This is a genomic window from Microbacterium sp. Ag1 (assembly GCF_001005635.1).
Taxonomy (GTDB): domain Bacteria; phylum Actinomycetota; class Actinomycetes; order Actinomycetales; family Microbacteriaceae; genus Microbacterium; species Microbacterium oxydans.
Map to the genome: position 1 here is coordinate 213119 of NZ_LBCR01000034.1, position 18373 is coordinate 231491.

The 18373-nt window shown below is 67.4% G+C and carries 19 protein-coding genes; 12 read left to right on the forward strand and 7 right to left on the reverse strand.

What is annotated here, in order from left to right; all coding sequences use genetic code 11:
• Positions 1 to 20 precede the first annotated feature (20 nt).
• From nadB to AAY78_RS17720, 5 genes are read left to right on the forward strand one after another with little or no spacing between them, the layout of a single operon-like run.
• Positions 21 to 1544 carry an L-aspartate oxidase gene (gene nadB / locus AAY78_RS20300; RefSeq protein ID WP_046749842.1) on the forward strand — a complete coding sequence of 508 codons (1524 nt, stop codon included), beginning with the start codon at positions 21 to 23 and terminating at the stop codon, positions 1542 to 1544.
• Positions 1544 to 2395, forward strand: a complete 852-nt coding sequence (gene nadC / locus AAY78_RS17705) for a carboxylating nicotinate-nucleotide diphosphorylase (protein WP_046749591.1) — start codon at positions 1544 to 1546, stop codon at positions 2393 to 2395. Before nadB ends, nadC begins: the two co-directional genes overlap by 1 nt.
• A 5-nt stretch (positions 2396 to 2400) precedes the next feature.
• Entirely contained in the window at positions 2401 to 3537 is a 1137-nt protein-coding gene (locus tag AAY78_RS17710) for a cysteine desulfurase family protein (protein WP_046749592.1), read from the forward strand.
• Between the two features lie 22 nt (positions 3538 to 3559).
• Positions 3560 to 4507: a glycosyltransferase family 2 protein gene (locus AAY78_RS17715; RefSeq protein ID WP_046749593.1), complete on the forward strand. Its 948-nt coding sequence runs from the start codon at positions 3560 to 3562 to the stop codon at positions 4505 to 4507.
• 25 nt (positions 4508 to 4532) lie between these two features.
• A complete protein-coding gene (locus AAY78_RS17720) occupies positions 4533 to 5306 on the forward strand; it encodes an SDR family NAD(P)-dependent oxidoreductase (protein ID WP_046749594.1) in 774 nt (257 codons plus the stop codon).
• A 27-nt stretch (positions 5307 to 5333) separates the two neighbouring features.
• Here AAY78_RS17720 and AAY78_RS17725 read toward each other — a convergent pair whose 3' ends face one another.
• Complete coding sequence (locus AAY78_RS17725) at positions 5334 to 7391, reverse strand: ABC transporter ATP-binding protein (RefSeq protein ID WP_046749595.1); 2058 nt, start codon at positions 7389 to 7391, stop codon at positions 5334 to 5336.
• 164 nt (positions 7392 to 7555) lie between these two features.
• Here AAY78_RS17725 and AAY78_RS17730 point away from each other — a divergent pair, with 164 nt between their 5' ends.
• A complete protein-coding gene (locus tag AAY78_RS17730; RefSeq protein WP_046749596.1) occupies positions 7556 to 9034 on the forward strand; it encodes an MDR family MFS transporter in 1479 nt (492 codons plus the stop codon).
• A 34-nt stretch (positions 9035 to 9068) separates the two neighbouring features.
• Here the strand turns inward: AAY78_RS17730 and AAY78_RS19970 are convergent, their stop codons facing one another.
• Positions 9069 to 9215 (reverse strand): hypothetical protein, encoded by a 147-nt coding sequence (locus AAY78_RS19970; protein ID WP_164734100.1) that lies wholly within the window; start codon positions 9213 to 9215, stop codon positions 9069 to 9071.
• Positions 9216 to 9310: 95 nt separating this feature from the next.
• Here AAY78_RS19970 and AAY78_RS17735 point away from each other — a divergent pair, with 95 nt between their 5' ends.
• The gene (locus tag AAY78_RS17735; RefSeq protein WP_046749597.1) at positions 9311 to 9922 is read left to right on the forward strand and encodes a 1-acyl-sn-glycerol-3-phosphate acyltransferase; all 612 of its coding nucleotides are present in this window, start codon (positions 9311 to 9313) and stop codon (positions 9920 to 9922) included.
• Between the two features lie 2 nt (positions 9923 to 9924).
• Here the strand turns inward: AAY78_RS17735 and AAY78_RS17740 are convergent, their stop codons facing one another.
• Positions 9925 to 10128: a hypothetical protein gene (locus AAY78_RS17740; protein ID WP_046749598.1), complete on the reverse strand. Its 204-nt coding sequence runs from the start codon at positions 10126 to 10128 to the stop codon at positions 9925 to 9927.
• Positions 10129 to 10197: 69 nt separating this feature from the next.
• On the opposite strand from AAY78_RS17740, the gene AAY78_RS17745 reads away from it, so the two are divergent.
• Positions 10198 to 10725: a DUF6328 family protein gene (locus AAY78_RS17745; RefSeq protein WP_046749599.1), complete on the forward strand. Its 528-nt coding sequence runs from the start codon at positions 10198 to 10200 to the stop codon at positions 10723 to 10725.
• Between the two features lie 30 nt (positions 10726 to 10755).
• On the opposite strand, the gene AAY78_RS17750 is transcribed toward AAY78_RS17745, so the two are convergent.
• Entirely contained in the window at positions 10756 to 11301 is a 546-nt protein-coding gene (locus AAY78_RS17750) for a Dps family protein (RefSeq protein WP_046749600.1), read from the reverse strand.
• 154 nt (positions 11302 to 11455) lie between these two features.
• Here AAY78_RS17750 and AAY78_RS17755 point away from each other — a divergent pair, with 154 nt between their 5' ends.
• The 4 genes from AAY78_RS17755 to AAY78_RS17770 all read left to right on the forward strand — a co-directional run bounded on the left by AAY78_RS17755 (position 11456) and on the right by AAY78_RS17770 (position 13525).
• Positions 11456 to 11914 carry a GNAT family N-acetyltransferase gene (locus tag AAY78_RS17755; RefSeq protein WP_046749843.1) on the forward strand — a complete coding sequence of 153 codons (459 nt, stop codon included), beginning with the start codon at positions 11456 to 11458 and terminating at the stop codon, positions 11912 to 11914.
• 107 nt (positions 11915 to 12021) lie between these two features.
• Positions 12022 to 12321 carry a Fe-S cluster assembly protein HesB gene (locus tag AAY78_RS17760; RefSeq protein ID WP_046749601.1) on the forward strand — a complete coding sequence of 100 codons (300 nt, stop codon included), beginning with the start codon at positions 12022 to 12024 and terminating at the stop codon, positions 12319 to 12321.
• Between the two features lie 122 nt (positions 12322 to 12443).
• Positions 12444 to 13121, forward strand: coding sequence for a hypothetical protein (locus tag AAY78_RS17765; protein ID WP_046749602.1), 678 nt, complete (start codon positions 12444 to 12446; stop codon positions 13119 to 13121).
• Between the two features lie 59 nt (positions 13122 to 13180).
• Entirely contained in the window at positions 13181 to 13525 is a 345-nt protein-coding gene (locus AAY78_RS17770; protein ID WP_046749603.1) for a helix-turn-helix domain-containing protein, read from the forward strand.
• A gap of 13 nt (positions 13526 to 13538) precedes the next feature.
• Here AAY78_RS17770 and AAY78_RS17775 read toward each other — a convergent pair whose 3' ends face one another.
• From AAY78_RS17775 to AAY78_RS17785, 3 genes are all read right to left on the reverse strand, one after another.
• Complete coding sequence (locus tag AAY78_RS17775) at positions 13539 to 14114, reverse strand: alpha/beta fold hydrolase (RefSeq protein WP_046749604.1); 576 nt, start codon at positions 14112 to 14114, stop codon at positions 13539 to 13541.
• Between the two features lie 125 nt (positions 14115 to 14239).
• A complete protein-coding gene (locus AAY78_RS17780) occupies positions 14240 to 16078 on the reverse strand; it encodes an RNA-directed DNA polymerase (protein WP_046749605.1) in 1839 nt (612 codons plus the stop codon).
• Between the two features lie 601 nt (positions 16079 to 16679).
• Positions 16680 to 18341, reverse strand: coding sequence for an ABC-F family ATP-binding cassette domain-containing protein (locus AAY78_RS17785; RefSeq protein WP_046749606.1), 1662 nt, complete (start codon positions 18339 to 18341; stop codon positions 16680 to 16682).
• Between the last annotated feature and the right edge of the window lie 32 nt (positions 18342 to 18373).

Below are 18373 nucleotides of genomic sequence, written 5' to 3' on the forward strand. Positions count from 1 at the left end.
CCGGCGGCCGCGGGCACACGATGAAGGTCATCATCGTCGGGTCGGGCATCGCGGGGCTCACCGCGGCGCTGCACGCGCACGAGTCGGGTCACGACGTGACGATCGTCACCAAGGGTGACCTCGGCGACGGCTGCACCGGGTTCGCTCAGGGGGGTGTCGCCGGAGCGTACGGCCCGGGCGACTCCCCGTCGTCGCATGCCGCCGACACGCAGATCGCCGGCGCCGGGCTGTCCGATCCGGACGCGGTGAGTGTGCTGGTCGCCGACGGCGCGGAGCGGATCGCCGAGCTGATCGCACGGGGTGTCGGCTTCGACCGCGACGACGACGGTTCACTGCGACTCGGACGCGAGGCGGCGCACAGCCATGCCCGCATCGCGCATGCGGGCGGCGATGCCACCGGGGCGGCGATCTCCGCGGCCCTCGTCGAATGCGCACGTCGCGCGCGCATCCCCGTTCTCACCGGCGCTTTCCTTGTCGACCTCGTGAAGCGCGACGGTGTCGTTCGGGGTATCCGAATCCGTCGCGACGGTGTGCTCTCGACCCTCCAGGCCGACGCCGTGATCCTCGCCACCGGCGGTGCCGGCCAGCTCTACGCGCACACCACCAACCCCGGAGGAACGACGGGTGACGGCATCGCCGCCGCGCTTCGCGCAGGTGCAGCGGTCGCCGATCTGGAGTTCGTCCAGTTCCATCCCACCGTCCTCGCCTCCGGCCCGGCGTTCCTGATCTCCGAGGCGGTGCGCGGTGAGGGCGCGGTTCTGGTGGACGACCGTGGCCGCCGGTTCGTGTTCGACAGCCACCCCGACGGTGAGCTCGCGCCGCGGGACGTGGTGTCGCGAGCGATCGCACGGCGTGCCGCGGCTCAGGCTGCGCCCGTCAGGCTCGACGCCACGATGCTCGGAGCCCGCACGCTCGCGCTCCGCTTCCCGACCATCGACCGCGTCACGAGAGAGCGTGGCTTCGACTGGGCGAAGAGCCCCCTACCCGTGACCCCGGCGGCGCACTACCTGATGGGCGGCGTGGTCACCGACCTCGACGGACGCACCACGGTGCCAGGGCTCTTCGCCGTAGGAGAGGTCGCCCGCACGGGCGTGCACGGGGCCAACCGGCTGGCATCGAACTCCCTGCTCGAGGGCGCGGTCTTCGGGGCTCGCGCGGCGGCAGCGCTCACGATGCCCTGGCCTCTTCCGGGACACGAGCACACCCCTTCCGAGGTGAGCCTCGACGCGAACCTCGTCGACGCCGAACCGGGGTTCACCCGCTCTGGACTACAGCGGCTGATGTGGGACGAAGTGGGCCTGCTGCGCACGGGCGAGGGCCTCACCCGGGCGCTCGGAGTGCTGCAGGGGTGGGCCGGCGTCCCCACCACGCCCACGACCGTGACGGAGCACGAGGATGCAAACCTGCTGCTCCTCGCGCAGGCGACGGCGGCGGCGGCTCTGAAGCGCACCGTTTCCGTCGGAGCACATCATCGTGTCGACACGGATGCGACAGGTGCCCCTTCTTCATCCCCCACACCCTCATCGATCCTGGAGACCGTCTGATGCTGACCCCCGCCACTCTGCACCGCGTCGTCGGCGCCGCACTGGAGGAAGACGCTCCGTGGGGCGACCTCACGAGCACCACGCTGCTGCCCGCCGAAGCCACGGCCACGGCCGATCTCGTCGCACGAGAAGCCGGGGTCTTCAGCGGAGGCGATGTCTTCGCCGCCGCCTTCCGTCTCACCGATCCGTCCGTCCAGGTGGATCTGCACGTCGGCGACGGTGACGAGTTCGTTGCAGGAGACGTCCTCGCCTCGGTATCCGGTGCGGCGCGCAGCGTACTGACCGCGGAGCGCGTCGCCTTGAACTTCACGCAGCGGATGAGCGGCATCGCCACGCTCACCGCCGCCTACGTGGCGGCCGTCGACGGCACCGAGACGCGGATCGCCGACACCCGCAAGACCACTCCCGGTCTGCGCGCCTTCGAGCGTCACGCCGTCGAGTCGGGCGGCGGCCGCAATCACCGGCACTCCCTGTCCGACGCGGTGATGGCGAAGGACAACCACCTCGCGGTGCTGAAACGCTCGGGCCTCGACCCCGCGGCCGCCCTGCGCGCGGCCCTGTCCCGGCTCCCCCATACGACCCACGTCGTCGTCGAGGTCGACCGTCTCGACCAGATCGACGCCGTCCTGGACGGTGGAGCGGACACCGTGCTGCTCGACAACTTCTCGCTGGACGACCTGGAGCGGGGCGTGGCCCTCATCGGCGGTCGAGCCATCGTCGAAGCCTCAGGCGGTGTCACCCTCGACACGGTCGGCGAGATCGCACGCACCGGCGTCGACGTGATCTCGGTCGGAGCTCTGACGCATTCCGCCCGCGCCCTCGATCTCGGCCTGGATCTGCGGATCGACTGACGGTCATGCTCTACCTCGATCACGCGGCGACCTCACCGGTGCGTCCAGAAGTGCTCGAAGCGATGCGTCCCTTCCTCACCGGGGTGTTCGGCAATCCGTCGAGTCACCATACGGCGGGCGAGGCCGCGGCGAGCGCCCTCGACGGCGCCAGGGCACGGGTGGCCCGCGTGCTGGGGATGCGGACGAACGACGTCGTGTTCACCGCAGGAGGAACAGAGGCGAACAACCTCGCGGTCAAGGGCATCGCGCTCGCCGCTCTGGAGGCGGGACGGCGCCACCTGGTCATCTCGCCCATCGAGCACGAGTCGATCCTCGAGTCCGCCGGGTATCTCCGACGCTTCCACGGCGTCGAGGTGACGATGATCCCGGTGGACTCCCGAGGGCGTATCGCCCCGGATGCGCTGACCGCGGCCATCAGGGAAGACACGTCGCTGGTGTCGTTCGGTCACGCGAACAACGAGATCGGGACGGTGCAGGACGTCACAGCCCTGGCAACCGTCACGAGCGCGGTGAAGGTCCCCCTGCACCTCGATGCCGTGCAGTCGGCCGGGTGGCTTCCCCTGCGGGATCTCGGTGCCGATGCGTTGTCGATCGCTGGTCACAAGCTGGGTGCCCCCAAGGGCATCGGTGCGCTCGCGGTCCGCGGACGCGTTCCCGTGGAGCCCCTGCTGCACGGCGGCGGTCAGGAACGCGGTCGACGATCCGGCACCGAGAACGTCGCGGGAGCGGTGGCGTTGGCGACGGCCCTGGAACTCGCCGAGCGGGAGCGAGAACTCGTGGCGGCGCGGGTCGCCGCCACGAGCCTACGCTTCGCCGCCGTGGTACTCGCCGCCGTGCCTGCAGCAGCACTCACCGGCGACCCGGTGCATCGTCTGCCCGGCACCGTGAGCTTCACGTTCGCCGGCACCAGCGGGGAGGCCGTGCTGCTCGAGCTCGAGCGCCGCGGAGTGATCTCCTCGAGCGGATCGGCGTGCGCGGCGGGTAGCGACGACCCCTCGCACGTGCTGCTCGCCTGCGGAATCGCCCCCGAGGTCGCACAGACGTCGGTGCGCTTCACGTTCGGTCGCGAGGAGCTGGCAACGGACGCTCCCGAGCGCCTGGCGGCGCTCGTCGCGGAATCCGTGCGCGCGGCCCGGGGCTGATGCCCGGCCATAGACTCGGCACGTGACTGCCTCCGCCCCGATCGTGACGCTGATCGTCCCCGGACGCGACATCGCCGCCTTCGCCCCCGCTGCGCTCGACTCGCTCCGCGCACAGACCGAACCCCGCTGGCGGGCGATCCTGATCGACGACGGTTCGACCGACGAGACGGGCGCGATCTTCGATAACGCGACCTCCGCTGACCGACGTTTCACGACGATCCGCCATGACGCCTCCCGTGGCCTCGGCGCCGCCCGCAATGCCGGTCTCGCCCTGGTGGACACCCCCTACCTCGGCTTCCTCGACGGCGACGACGAACTGCGGCCGGACGCCCTCGCCCGGATGACGCACACACTCGAACGGACCGGAAGCGATTTCGTCGCCGGAGCCTACGTGCGCGCACGTCCTCAGGGAGATGCGTACCTCGCCGGTCGCGTGCAGCCCTGGGTATCCGCGGCCACCTCCCCGGAGAGGCTGGGCACCACGCTCACCGCACATCCCCGGGCGGTGTCGAACATCGTCGCCTGGTCGAAGCTGAGTCGCACTCCTTTCTGGCAGGATCTCCGCTTCCCGGAAGGCGTCGCCTACGAGGACCAGATCGTCGCCCAGCAGATGTACACCCGCGCACGGGCGTTCGACGTCATCCCGGATGTGGTCGTGCACTGGCGTCTCCGCGCCGACGGCACCTCGATCACCCAGGGCAAAGGTCGGCTCCCCGTACTGCGCGACTACCTGGCAGCTCTGCGCGGCGGCGTCCGCGTGCTGCACGACGCCGGCGCACGTGCCTCGGTCGTAGCGCGGATCGAGCTGATCCTCGCCATGGACATCCCCTCACTCCTCGACATCGCGGAGCAGCACATCGACCCGGCATACGCCGCCGAGGTCGATGCCTTCATCGCCGAGCTCCGGGCACTCCCCGAGTTCGCCGATGCCACTCCAGACCCCTCCCTCGCCGCGGCTCTCGCCTGGTGAGCGCGGACCACCGATCGGCGGACATATGAACGACTACCTCTCCTCGCTGTTCTCCCTCGAGGGACGCACCGCTGTCGTGACGGGCGGCAGCTCCGGCATCGGGCGAGGGATCGCCGCCGCGCTCGCTCGTGCCGGCGCGGCCACGGTCGTGGTCGCCCGCGGTGAGGAACGCATCCGCGAGACCGTCGATGAGCTGCGTGCGCTCGGCTGCCGGGCGACCGGTGTCGTCGGCGATCTCAGCACGAGGCAGGGAATCCACGCCGTCGCCGCAGCGGCTGTCGAGCCCTTCGGGGAACCGGACATCCTCGTCAACTCGGCAGGCATCAACATCCGGCCGCCCTTCCCCGACATCACCGAAGAAGACTGGGACGCCACGATGACGGTCAACGCGCTCGCACCGTTCCTGCTCGGCCAGCAGTTCGCGAAGGGCATGGCCGCACGCGGATACGGCCGCCTCATCCACATCAGCTCCCAGCAGGCGCACCGGGCCTTCGTGGGCAGCGGTGTGTACGGTGCGTCGAAGGGTGCCGTGGAGTCGCTCATGCGCTCGGAGGCCGAGGCCTGGGGCGGGACGGGCGTCACGAGCAACACGCTGGTGCCGGGGTTCGTGCTCACGCCGTTGAACGCCCGCCTGCAACAGGACCCGGAGAAGGTCGCCGAGCTCGCGGCCCGCACGATGATCGGACGCAACGGTCTGCCGAGCGACTTCGCGGGTGCGGCGGTGTTCCTGGCCGGGGCAGGATCGGGCTACGTCACCGGTCACTCGCTGTTCGTCGACGGCGGACTGTCGGTGCACTGACCTGAGACTGCACTGGCCTGAGACTGCTCAGGGCCCCGGCGGGTAGACCCGCTCGTCGAGTCTCGGCTCGGCCAGCAGAGGCACAGCGGCGGTGATGGTCGCGACGGCGTCTTCGCCGGCGGAATCGGCAGGCGCTCTGTCGGCGCGGCGCTCAGCGAGAGGAGCCGCAGCGCCGCCCGTCACCGCCTCGTCGACCGCTGCCTCGGTGTCGAGCACCCGCGATGCCGCCACCTGCTCAGCCGCGAGCTCGGCATAGAGTCCACCGAGCGCCAGCAGCTCGGAGTGAGTGCCGGACTCGATGATGCGCCCCGCTTCGAGCACGTGGATCACGTCCGCTCCCATCACGGTCGAGAGCCGGTGGGCGATGGAGAGCGTCGTGCGCCCCTTCGCGGCCTCGTCGAGCGCTTCCTGCACCACGCGCTCCGACACCGTGTCGAGCGCCGATGTCGCCTCGTCGAGGAGTAGCACCGGCGGGTCCTTCAACAGCACGCGGGCGATCGCGATGCGCTGCTTCTCCCCGCCGGAGAGCCGATACCCGCGCTCGCCCACCACGGTGTCGTACCCCTGCTCGAAGCCGGCGATGATGTGGTGGATGTTGGCGGCCGTGCACGCCGCGATCAGCTCTTCCTCGGTGGCATCGGGCTTCGCATAGCGGAGGTTGTCACGGATGGTCGCGTGGAACAGGTAGGTCTCCTGGGACACGATGCCCACGTTGTCGATGATCGACTCCTGCGTGAGGGTGCGCACGTCGGCGCCCGCGAACATCACGGCCCCTCCCTTCGCCTCGTACAACCGCGGCGCCAGGTACAGGATCGTGGTCTTGCCCGCGCCCGACGGGCCGACGAACGCGACGTGCTGACCCGGTTCCGCCGTGAACGACACACCGTCGAGAGTCGGCCTGGCGTCAGCCGAGGCATCGGGGTAGCGGAACACGACCTCGTCGAACTCGATGCGCCCGCGGGGTCCAGGAGCCTGATCGACGGTGATCGCGTCGGGGGCGTCCTGGATCTCCGGCACGAGGTCGAGGTACTCGAAGATGCGCGCGAACAGCGCGGACGAGGTCTGCAGATCGAGCGAGACCCTCATGAGGCCCATCAACGGCATGAGCAGCCGCGCCTGCACGGTGGTGAAGGCGACGACGGTTCCCGCGGTGATGGCTCCGGTCCCGCCGGCGATCAGATAGCCGGAGACGAGATAGATCACGGCGGGCACACTCGCCATGATCACCTGCACGACGGCGAAGAACCCCTGGCCGCTCATCGCACGCCGCACCTGGAGCACGACCTGGTTGCGGTTCTCCGCCTGGTACCGCTCCGACTCGGTGCGCTGCCGGTTGAACGCCTTCGACAGCAGCATGCCCGACACGCTCAGGGTCTCCTGGGTGATCGAGGTGAGCTCGGACAGCGACTCCTGCGTCTCCCCCGCGATCCTGGCGCGCACCTGCCCCACCTTGCGCTGCACGACGATCAGGAACGGCATCATGACAACGGCGATGAGCGTCAGCCGCCAGTCGATCAGGATCATCGCGACGAGCGAGGCGATCACGGTCACGACGTTGCCGAGGATGCTGGTGACGGTGTTCGTCAGCACGCCGGACACGCCGCCCACGTCGTTCTGCAGCCTCGACTGGATGACGCCCGTCTTGGTGCGCGTGAAGAATCCGAGCTCCATCGCCTGCAGATGCTCGAAGAGCTTCACGCGCAGATCGCCGGTGACGCTGTTGCCGACGGTCGAGGTGAGCCAGGTCTGCGCCACCCCCAGCCCCGCGGAGACCAGGAACAGCGCGACCATAGCGGTGACGAGCCAGGCCAGCAGTTCGAGGTGCGGGCTTCCGCCGTCCACCGGGAACAGCGCGTCGTCGAAGATGCGCTGCACGATCAGCGGCGGGATGACCGCGATCGCGGCGCCCAGCACGACCAAGATGCCCGTGAAGAGGATGCGCCAGCGATAGGGGCGGAACAGGGAGACCACCCGCGCCCCGAGACCGTTGATCCGCGGCGCCTCGGCGTTCAACTTCCGCTGCGCGTCTTCATCGACTCCGCGGAAACCACCTCCCCGCGGGCCACCGCCCATGCCGCCGCCCATGCTCATTGCGCCAGCGTACCCACGCGCGCGGACATCGGGCCGCGTGTATCCGCCTTCAGCGGATATCTGTGAATACGGAATGAAATGTCCGCGGCTGCCGTTACGCTGAATGACTCTTGCGAACTCTCGCGATATCCATTTCTTCTTCGCCCTGGAGGCCGCCCATGTCTGCCGTCGATACCGGCTCCATCTCGACGACTCCCGCCGCGGCAGGGGGCGAGATCCCCCGCAAGGACATGCGGGTGATCTGGCTGCTGCTCGTCGCCGCCTTCGTCGCCATCCTCAACGAGACCACGATGGGGATCGCGATCCCCCATCTGAACACCGACCTCGGCATCCCGCCCGAGCTCGGCCAGTGGCTCACGAGCGCCTTCATGCTCACCATGGCCGTGGTCATCCCCACGACCGGGTTCATCCTGCAGCGGTTCACGACGCGCCAGGTCTTCATCGCCGCGATGATCGCGTTCTCCCTCGGCACGCTCGTCGCTCTCGTCGCCCCCGGCTTCGCCGTGCTGCTCGTCGGCCGTGTCATCCAGGCCGCAGGTACCGGCATCATGATGCCGCTGCTGATGACCACGATCATGAACGTCGTGCCGCCGCAGTCCCGCGGTCGCATGATGGGTCGCGTCGGTCTCGTCATCTCGCTCGCTCCCGCGATCGGCCCGACCCTCGCCGGAGCCGTGCTCGAGCTCGCCAGCTGGCGCGCGCTCTTCGGCATCATCCTCCCCATCTCGCTCATCGCCCTCTTCATGGGTGTGAAGTGGATGACGAACCTGGGTGAGACGCGGTCCGTGCCGCTCGACGTGCTCTCGATCCCGCTCGCGGCTCTCGGGTTCGGCGGGATCGTGTTCGGTCTCAGCCAGTTCGGCGGCGAGGGCGGATCCGGCGAGACCGCAGGGATCATCTCCCTCGTGGTCGGTGCCGTCTCACTGGGGCTCTTCGTGTGGCGTCAGCTCGTGCTGCAGCGCATCGACGACGCACTGCTCGACCTGCGCGTGTTCCGCTCGAGCAACTTCACGCTGTCCGTGATCATCATGTCCATCCTGGCGCTGTCGATGTTCGGCACGCTGACCCTGCTCCCGCAGTACCTGCAGAACGTGGCGGGGCTCAACCCGCTCCAGTCCGGCCTGATCCTGCTCCCCGGTTCGCTGCTGATGGGCCTGCTCGGACCGATCATGGGTCGTGTCTACGATGCGCGCGGCACCCGCCCGCTGCTCATCCCCGGCACGATCATGGTGTCGGCGTCGCTGTTCTTCTACTCGACCGTCGGTGAGCACACCGTGTGGTGGGTGCTCATCATCGTGCAGGCTGTCATGTCCGTCGGTCTCGCGATGTCGTTCACACCGCTGTTCTCGGCATCGCTGGGTTCGCTCCCGCGGTCGCTCTACTCGCACGGTTCGGCCGTCCTGAACACACTGCAGCAGGTCGGTGGCGCGGCAGGTGTCGCACTGCTCCTCGTGACCTACTCGTCGATCCTGCACGCGGGCGAGCAGGAGGGCCTGACGACTGCGGTCGCCGGCGCTCCCGGCGCACGCATGGCATTCCTGATCGCGGCGATCATCTCGCTGGCGACTGTGGCGCTCAGCCCGTTCGTCCGCAAGCCTGCAGACGATGCGGGCGAAGGGTTCCACGGCGGGCACTGACCGCGCCGGGATGGCCTGAGATGGCGTCTGCTGCTTACTCGCTCTTCGGGGCGGGGAAGTGGCAGACGCCATTGGTGCAATAGCCGGCCGCTTCCCCCTCGAGCAGGTTCAGAGAATCCAGGAGCGGCTGCAGCCCGACGGGCGCGTCCTGCTGCACGGAGTCCTGCTGCGTTTTCTTCATCCCTCGATCGTACGCCTGCCTGGAGGGAGTGGCACCGAAGGCGCCCGTAGCACGTCGACAGCAGATCGACAGCCGTTCTCCCCTACGGTTGAGCCATGCTCAAACGACTCCTCGCCCGCGTGTTCTGGGCGTTCAGCAGATGGAAGCTCGTGAGCGAGTCGGCGCCGACGCGTCCGACGGTGCTCGTGGGAGCACCCCACACCTCGAACTGGGACTTCATGCTGATGCTCGCCATCGCGTGGAAGCTCGACATCAGCGTGCACTGGCTCGGGAAGAAGAGCCTCTTCCGCGGTTGGCGGGGTCCGATCATGCGGCGTCTCGGCGGTATCCCCGTCGACCGCACCGACCCGGCGCGCGTGGTGAAGGATGTCGTGGGCCAGGTGCACGACGGCACCGTCTTCGGACTGGTGGTCACCCCCGACGGAACACGCGGGGGCAACGAGTACTGGAAGTCGGGTTTCTACCGGATCGCACGAGAGACGGGCATGCCGGTCACTCTCGGTTTCGTGGATCGGACGACCATGACCACCGGCCTCGGACCGACGATCGATCTCACCGGAGACGTCGCAGCCGACATGGACCGGATCCGCGCGTTCTACGCCGACAAGGCGGGCGTGCGGCCCGACCGACGTACCGAGCCGCGGCTGCGCGAGGAACTCCCCACGACCACCGAACCCGAGTCTCCTCAGGACGCGCCGGCGCCGTGACCTCAGTCCTCGGCCTCGCTGTGCTTTCGCGCGTAGGCGAGGTCTGAGTCACTGAGGGACTCCACCATCCCGACCACGGCGCCGGTGATCACCCGGATCTCCTCGCGCACGGCATCGTCCAGATGAGAGGTGTCGCTGTTCAGCACGGCGCGGCGCCCGTCCTGCGAGAGCTCAGGCCACCAGTCGCGGATCGGTGGGAGCGTCATCTTGCACTCCTTCGTTCGGGGGACGCAAGCGGCTGGACAGCGCCAGGTCGGGAAATCCACACTGAGACCATGACATCAGACCCATCGCGTGGAGAACACGAGCGCGACGACCGTGTCGACGGACGCGACGAGACCGCCAACGAGCGGGCGGATCGCAACTGGGACGAGTTGCTGCAGGAGTTGCGGGTAATGCAGACCGGCACCCAGATCCTCACCGGCTTCCTTTTGGCTGTCGCCTTCCAGCCGCGGTTCACCGACATGGACGAGCTCCAGCGTGACCTGTATGTCGTCCTCGTCGCTCTCGCAGCTGTGGCGACCATCTTGGCCCTCGCGCCGGTCGGAATGCACAGGGCGCTGTTCGGACGTCGTCGCAAGCCCGATCTCGTCCGCATCGCCGCCCGGATCGTGCGTATCGATCTGGTCGTGATCGGTGCGTTGACCGTCGGGGTGACCACGCTGATCGTCGACTTCACGGTGAATCGGACGGCGGGTGTCATCGCTCTCTTCGCGGCGCTCGTCCTGATCGGAGCCCTATGGCTCGCTCTGCCCCGAGTCATGCGCGGAAGGCCCCTCACCCGCGGAGCAGGACCCGAATGAAGAGGGCGTGGTCCGCGGGTGAGAGGACGCTCAGCGTCCCGCGGGGCTGCGGTTCTCCGCGCTGACCATCCAGGCGAACTGTTCGAGCCGCTCGATGATCGCGTGCAGCAGGTCCGCCGAGGTCGGATCCTCCTCGTCGACGGCATCGTGCACGTCGCGAGCGGTGGCCACGGCCGCCTCCAGGCGCTCGGTGACCAGGTCGATCGTCTCGGTGGTGGACACCTCTCCCGCCGGGAACTCGGGAAGCGAAGAGGTCTTCGCGATGGTGGCACTGCGCCCGTCCGGCACAGCGTGCAGGGCACGCATGCGCTCGGCGATCGTGTCGCTGAAGGTGCGAGCGTCGTCGATGATCTCGTCGAGCTGCCGGTGCGTATCGCGGAAGTTGCGTCCCACGACGTTCCAGTGGGCCTGCTTGCCCTGGATCGCGAGATCGAGCAGGTCGACCAGCACCGCCTGCAGGTTCTTCGCGAGCGTGGTCGAGGCGGTGAAGCCTTTCTCCGCGTTCTGCTGCCTGGTCGTCTTGACCGCGCCCTTCGTCGAGCCGCCGGTCTTCTTGGTGGTTGTGGTTTCAGCCATGGTGTGACCTCCTGATCGCGACGCTAGCCTTGGCGATCCTCCACGGCGAGGGGGTTGACACCGCGGGCGCCCACCCCGGAATGTGACTCGGGTGAGTGACGCAGACATCGTGAACGAAGAGCACCGCCCCGACCAGCACGCCGCACCGGGTGAGGTGGTCATATCTCCCATCAGCGACCGCGACGCCGGCGAGGTGCTGACCGTGCAGAGGGCGGCCTTCGTGTCGGAAGCGGCGATCTACGGGAGCGTCGACATGCCACCGCTGACGCAGACGCTCACCGAGCTGGAAGCGGAACTCCGCTCCGAGTCCGGGTTGACAGCGCGCGTCGACGGGCGGCTCGTCGGCGCGATCCGGTACGTGGAGCAGGACGGGCTGTTGCTGATCGGCAGGATCGCGATCGCACCGGACATGCAGGGCGAGGGAATCGGCCGCCTCCTGCTCGAGAGCGCCGAGAAGGCGTCGAACGCGGATGTGGCCGAGCTGTTCACGGGCAGTCTGAGCGAAGCGAACATCCGCCTCTACGAGTCGTGCGGGTATGAGGAGCACGAGCGTGTACCTGACGGCGACGGCACCGCGCAGGTGTTTCTGCGCAAGAACCTGCGAGCAGGGTAAGAGCCTCCTCCGAATCCCCGCAAGGGGGTTGAGACACTCGCCGAGGTTCGGCATCGTAGCCCGGACATGTCGCGACCGTGACATGCCCCAACCGGAAGGAGAGTCTCGTGCTCACCCTCACCGACAACGCCTCCGCCATCGTGACGACTCTGGTGAGCCGTCAGACCGACGCCCCGGATGCCGGGCTCCGCATCCACTCGACAGAGCCTCAGAACGCCGAGGGCGGGGCGCGCCTCGCCGTGCTCGTCGCCGCCGACCCTGAGCCGCAGGACCGGGTCGTGGAAGTGGCCGGCACCCGGCTCTTCCTCGATGAGTCGGCAGTCGCCGCTCTCGACGACAAGATCCTCGATGCCGGCGTGGACGACGAAGGCTCCGTGTCCTTCGCCGTCACCCCACAGGTCGCCTGACCGAAGGATTCCGGATGCCGCGGCCGAATCGGTCGCGGCATCCGTCTGTCCGGAATATCACGATTCGACCCCGTCGGCCTGCCCGCTGCTGCGTCGTCGCCCCCTATCGATACCGTGAGACCATGCGACGTTCACTTCTGCCTGCGCTGGCTCTCGCCGGCGCGGCTCTCCTTCTCGCCGGCTGCACCTCAGCTCGCCCCGCAGCCGAGCCCACCACCGTGCCCAGTTCTGCACCCTCGTCGCCGACCCCGACTCCGACTCCGACTCCGCCCCCCACGGTCGAGCCACGGATCGTCGTGTCCCTCGACGGCATCGCCGTCACCGGCGAGACCGGCACCCGCGACGCCGCGTTCGACGGTCCCGACGCGGTGCTCGACCTGTTGGAAGAGACGACGGGAGAGCTCCCGGAGCCGGAGAAGGTGGAGACCCTCCCCGGGTACGACTTCTCGTTCGTGAACTACACATGGGACGGGTTGCGGGTGCTCACCGACACCGAGCACGAACGCGCCGCATCCGCGGCGATCACCGGAGCATCGGTCGGCGGTGTTCCGATCACCACCGAAGAGGGTCTCTCCGTGGGATCCACGCGTGCCGAGCTGCTCGATGCGGGCGCCTGGGCGCTCGACGACGCCGAGGATCCCGCCACCGCCGAGTTCCTCGGCCTGGGAGGACGCGAAGCGCCAGGGACCGAGTCGCTCAGCCACCCTGGCTCCACCGGCATCATCTACACGCTCTTCTGGTTCGACGGCGACACGGTGAAGCAGATCCAGGTCCCCGCGAACGACTACAGCGACCTCTGAACGACACCACGTACCCTGGAAGCAGTCCGCAAGCCCGTGCGGATCATCGAAAGGCTCCCGTGAAGATCTCCCTGCTCCGCCGCTTCGTCGTCCTGGCGGATGAACTCCATTTTCCGCGCGCGGCGGACAAACTCGGGATTCCGCTGGCTTCGCTCTACACCTCGATCGACAAGCTCGAAGCCGAGGTGGGCCACCCCATCGTGCACCGCGAAGGTCCGACGCGGCTCACTTCCGTGGGCGAGCTGCTGCTCGTGGAGGCGCGTGCCGAGGTCGCGGCTGCGCCGGAGCCGGTTCGCAGCGCCCCTGCCCCCGCCGGAGGCAAAGCCAAGGCGTCGAAGGGCAAGGGGCGTGCGCCCGCGGTGAAGGGCCAGCCGAAGCCCTACAAGAAGCGACAGGGCCGGTAGACGAACGGGTCGCTCAGTCCCAGTCGAGGTACTCCTCGATCACGACGGCCGTCTCGATGGGGAAGGTCATCGGGAACATGTGGTCGCCACCTTCGATGGTCTTCACGCTCGCGCGCTCGGGCGCCGTGGACTGCAGCTGCTCGCCGTTCGCCGGAGGCGTCTCGATGTCCTTGCTGCCCTGGATGATGAGAACGGGCATCACCGGCGCGAGCGGCGTCGCGTCGTCTTCGACGGCCAACAGGGCCAGGCCGTTCACGCGGTCGGCGTGGGCGACGGCGAAAGCACGCGCCACCGTACCGCCGAAGCCGTGTCCGCCGATCCAGGTGTCTCCGAGGCCCACGTGGTCGATCACGGCGAGCGCGTCGTCAACCCGCGCAGCCAGCGTCGCCTCGTCGTGCTTACCCTCGGCACGGTGGCCGATCCGCAGCACATGGAAGCCCGCTTCCTCCGCAAGGTAGTGCGCCACGACGCCGAGCACATCCGCCGCCACGTCGCGCTCCTGGATCAGGACCAGCTTGACGGGTCCGTCTCCCTCGTCGACGAAGGGGATGGCGCGGCCGTCGGGCTCGAAGATCTGGGTCTCGGTCATCGGCGTCAATCTCCTCGTGCCGTCAGGGTCAGGAACTCAGGCGGAACGCCCACGGCGGACACCAGCGACCGGACCGCGACCGGAGCCGCCGTGCTCCAGCGTATCCCGACCCGGCCGTCGACGGGCTAACTGGGATTGGGAGCTTCCTCGATGGGACGAGGTCCTGAGTCCGGGTTGTACCGATTCCTGGACAAGACGACTTCCATACCGAGAGCAGGCGTAAACCTCTCGAGCACGGCAGAGCCTGAGCCGTCAGCAAAAACGCCGATGTTATCGAGCGCTCTGAATGCCGTGGCGGCCGTAAGCGGCCTATCTATGGCGGCCACGGCGGCTTTTAATGCGATCTTGAGGAGTCGAGCAAGCCTCTGGTTCTCTACGGCTGGTGCGAGCAACCAAGCCATTTCCAGATCGTTGCCATGCTCGCGGCCAAGGCGCTGAATCAAGAACTCGGCAACCGCCTCAGTCTCAGCCTCAACTGCAGCACGCGCTCTAAGGTACGCAGACACATCGCGCACAAGCGTCGGATGCCAGTCGATAACGGCATGGGTGTCATGCAAATCAATCCGCCCGACATCAGTGCTCATGAAGAGAAAACACTCTTTCAGATCGCCGGCAGAGAGAGCCTCGGGGGCGTCCGGGTAGCCCCCTCCAGCGAGTCGTCGTGCTTCGGCCGAGTAAACGCGTTCATACGCTCTAATCCATGGCGGAAGCGTGCGGTCGCTAATCTCGGCAAGCACTTCTTCCCAAGAGACCGACTGATGGTAAAGGACATCCCATTGCAACTGCTCCGGGAGTTCCATAGCGTCGACGATGCCTTCGTATCGAGGGTCGGGATGCTCGTCAAACCACCTAGCGACCTCCTTGTGAACCTTCTCTCGTAAACGACGTGACTCTTCCGAGTCGAGAGCCCCGCGATAGGTCGAAGTTCGCAGAATCCGGGTCTTCTCGTTGGCAAGGCTGAGCCCGCGCTCGCGGAGAAGGCCTTCGAGATCGCGGAGGCGAGCCCGAGCCTGCTCGATCGAACTCGCACCGATGAGGATGTCGTCGGCGTACCTCGCGATGGGCCAATTTCGACGGACCAATTCCTGGTCGATGTCCACGAGGTACGCACTAGCCAGAACATCGCTTCCCAATGGCCCCTGAGGCAGACCGACCTCAGACCGCATGACAGAATTGAGAAAGGCTTCTAGCGCGATGGGAAAGGCACCACGCAGACCAAGGTGATTGCCGATCACCACGCTCAAATAGGCATGGTCGACAGACTCATAGAAGTTTGAGATATCAGTCCGGATCACGAATTCTGAATCCCAGGCTTGCGGTGCATTCACGAAATCAGAATGAGTGCCCGATGTGTCTCTTCCCCGCGGCCAGACTACGTGAGGGGGTAAAACCGTCGACGAAGCAATTGCAACAGCCTCCGCGAGCCCCTCGTAGACGAGGCGATCCCCCGGCGAAAGCAAGGCCGCGGGCCGTGTCGTCAGCCCTGCTTTCGGTGCCCGAAAGAAGTCAGCGGTAGTTGGCTTGTATTCGCGTTTAACCAGCAACTCCCACTGCCGATCAACAAGCCCCTGGTGCACGACACCTGCTCGCATGACGGGTCTCGAGGGGAGGAGGTCACTCGCGGACAGCGCATGGACCGCCCCGGCCTGTAGTTGAGAAAATTTGACGGCAAGCGGAACCCAGGCGACCGCCGTTTGAACGGCATCCCATGACAAACCTAGATGAGACGCGCCCTCTACCAACTCAAGCGCTAAGGTCGCATTCTCTTCCGTCTGTTCATCTTCATTCTGCGCATCGTTCCGGGCACGGATGCGCTCAAGCTGGACTACCAAATCCAGCTTAGAGAGCCCGCGTCGCTGAAGGGTTCTCAGCTGGAGCGACATCTGCGCGGGTTCCGCCGATGCATCGGTGAGCACCAATCTGCGCAGCTCGGTGAGAGCGCTGGCAACCATCAGATCACTCATGCGTCAGTTCCCAATCAGCAGCAGTGCCATGCACTCGTGACGTAAAATCGCCGAGCGTCGTGCGCTGCACCGGCAGAATCGTCTCGTGGGCCGCAGTGTCTGATCGGCTTCTCAAACGATGAGGCAGCAACTCATCCCGTTCGATTGACCACATTGGGTGCTTGCTTGTGCCGCCGAGCGATTCGGGACGACGGTGCGGCAGGAGGAGCATTGGGTCGTCCGCAGCCGCACTCATCCCACCCCCGTCGGGAGCGACTTCCTCATCATCTTCACGGGCAAGGACATCCACGCCTGGCCGGATGTGAAGCCCGCCCGGTCCAACCGCGGGTCGATCGCCATCTCGTTTCATGCTCCTAAAAAGTGCCATCCGGATGACAGTACCGAAACTTGTCCCGTTCGAGGCTAAATCCCTGCGGGGGGGGTTCTGAGGCAGCGCATCGGCACCCGGGCGCGCGTGCCGATGTTAGAAACGTAGCGGAGCACGGCTGCCGCCGCTGCCCGTGTCCGGATCACGAAGCAGTGACTTCGAACAGTTCCCGCAGCCGCGCCACGTCATCCTCGGTCAGACGCTCATGGGGGACGGTCTCGATGACGAAGGTCGTCACGCCTCGACCACCTGCCCCGCCTCCACTCTCCAGTGGCGGTCGGTCTTCACGGTCGCGAGCATCCGCCGGTCGTGGGTCACGAGCAGCATGGCTCCTTCATACGACTCGAGGGCCTGTTCGAGCTGCTCGATCGCGGGCAGGTCGAGGTGGTTTGTCGGCTCATCCAGGACGAGGAGGTTGATGCCACGGGCCTGGAGCAGCGCGAGTCCTGCGCGGGTGCGCTCTCCTGGCGAGAGTTCGTCGACCGCACGGGTGACGTGGTCGGCCTTGAGCCCGAACTTCGCAAGGAGGGTGCGGATCTCGCCCGAAGCCATCTCGGGGACCAGAGCCTCGAACGCCGTCGCGAGCGGTTGCGAGCCGGTCAGTTGCGCACGGGCTTGGTCGATCTCACCGATCTGCACGCTCGCGCCGAGGCTCGCCGTCCCCTCATCGGGAAGCTGACGTCCGAGCAGCCCGCGAAGGAGCGTCGACTTGCCCGCACCGTTGGGGCCGGTGATGCCGATCCGCTCCCCCGCGTTGACCTGCAGCGACACCGGGCCGAGTTGGAACGTCCCCTGTCGGAACACTGCGGAACTCAGCGTCGAGACGACGGAGCTGGAGCGCGGCGCCGAGCCGATCGTGAACTCGAGCTGCCACTCCTTGCGCGGCTCGTCGACTTCTTCGAGCCTGGCGATCCTGCTCTCCATCTGGCGCACCTTCTGCGCCTGCTTCTCGCTCGACTCGGCCGAGGCTTTGCGCTTGATCTTGTCGTTGTCTGGCGCCTTCTTCATCGCATTGCGCACACCTTGGCTCGACCACTCGCGCTGAGTTCGCGCACGGGAGACGAGGTCGGCCTTCTTGTCGGCGAACTCGTCGTACTTCTCGCGCGCGTGTCGACGGAGCGTGGCCCGCTCCTCCAGGTACGAGTCGTACCCGCCCCCGAACACCCTGTTGCTGCCCTGCGCCAGGTCGAGTTCCAGCACGCGGGTCACACACCGCGCCAGGAACTCGCGGTCATGGCTGACCACCACGGCACCGCCACGGAGCCCCTGCACGAACGCTTCGAGTCGCTCGATGCCGTCGAGGTCGAGGTCGTTCGTCGGCTCGTCCAACAGCGCGATGTCGAAGCGCGAGAGCAGCAGGGCGGCGAGTCCGACCCGCGCAGCCTGCCCACCCGACAGCGACGTCATCATCGTGTCGGCGCGATCATCGCCGAGGTCGAGTCCGAGCTCGGCAAGCACCGCCGGAAGCCGCTCGTCGAGGTCGGCGGCACCGCTCGCCAGCCAGCGATCCAGCGCGACCGAGTAGGTGTCAGCGGGGTCCGTGCCCGGAGGCGCGAGGTTCGGGTCGCCGAGAGCAGCGGCAGCGGCATCCATGTCCCTGGTCGCCGCTGCGCATCCCGTACGGCGACCGATGTACTCGGCGACACTCTCGCCGGGGACGCGCTCGTGCTCCTGCGGAAGCCAGCCGACGAAGGCATCTGAAGGTGAGAGACGGATCGTCCCGGCCTGCGGTTCATCGACGCCGGCCAGCAGCTTCAGGAGGGTCGATTTCCCTGCCCCGTTGACCCCGACGAGGCCGACCACGTCGCCTGCCGCGACGGTCAGATCGAGCGAGTCGAAGAGGGTGCGGTGGCCGTAGCCGCCGGCCAGCCCTTGTGCCACGAGAGTTGCGGTCATCCGTCAATCCTGTCACCCGTGCGGGTGGTGCA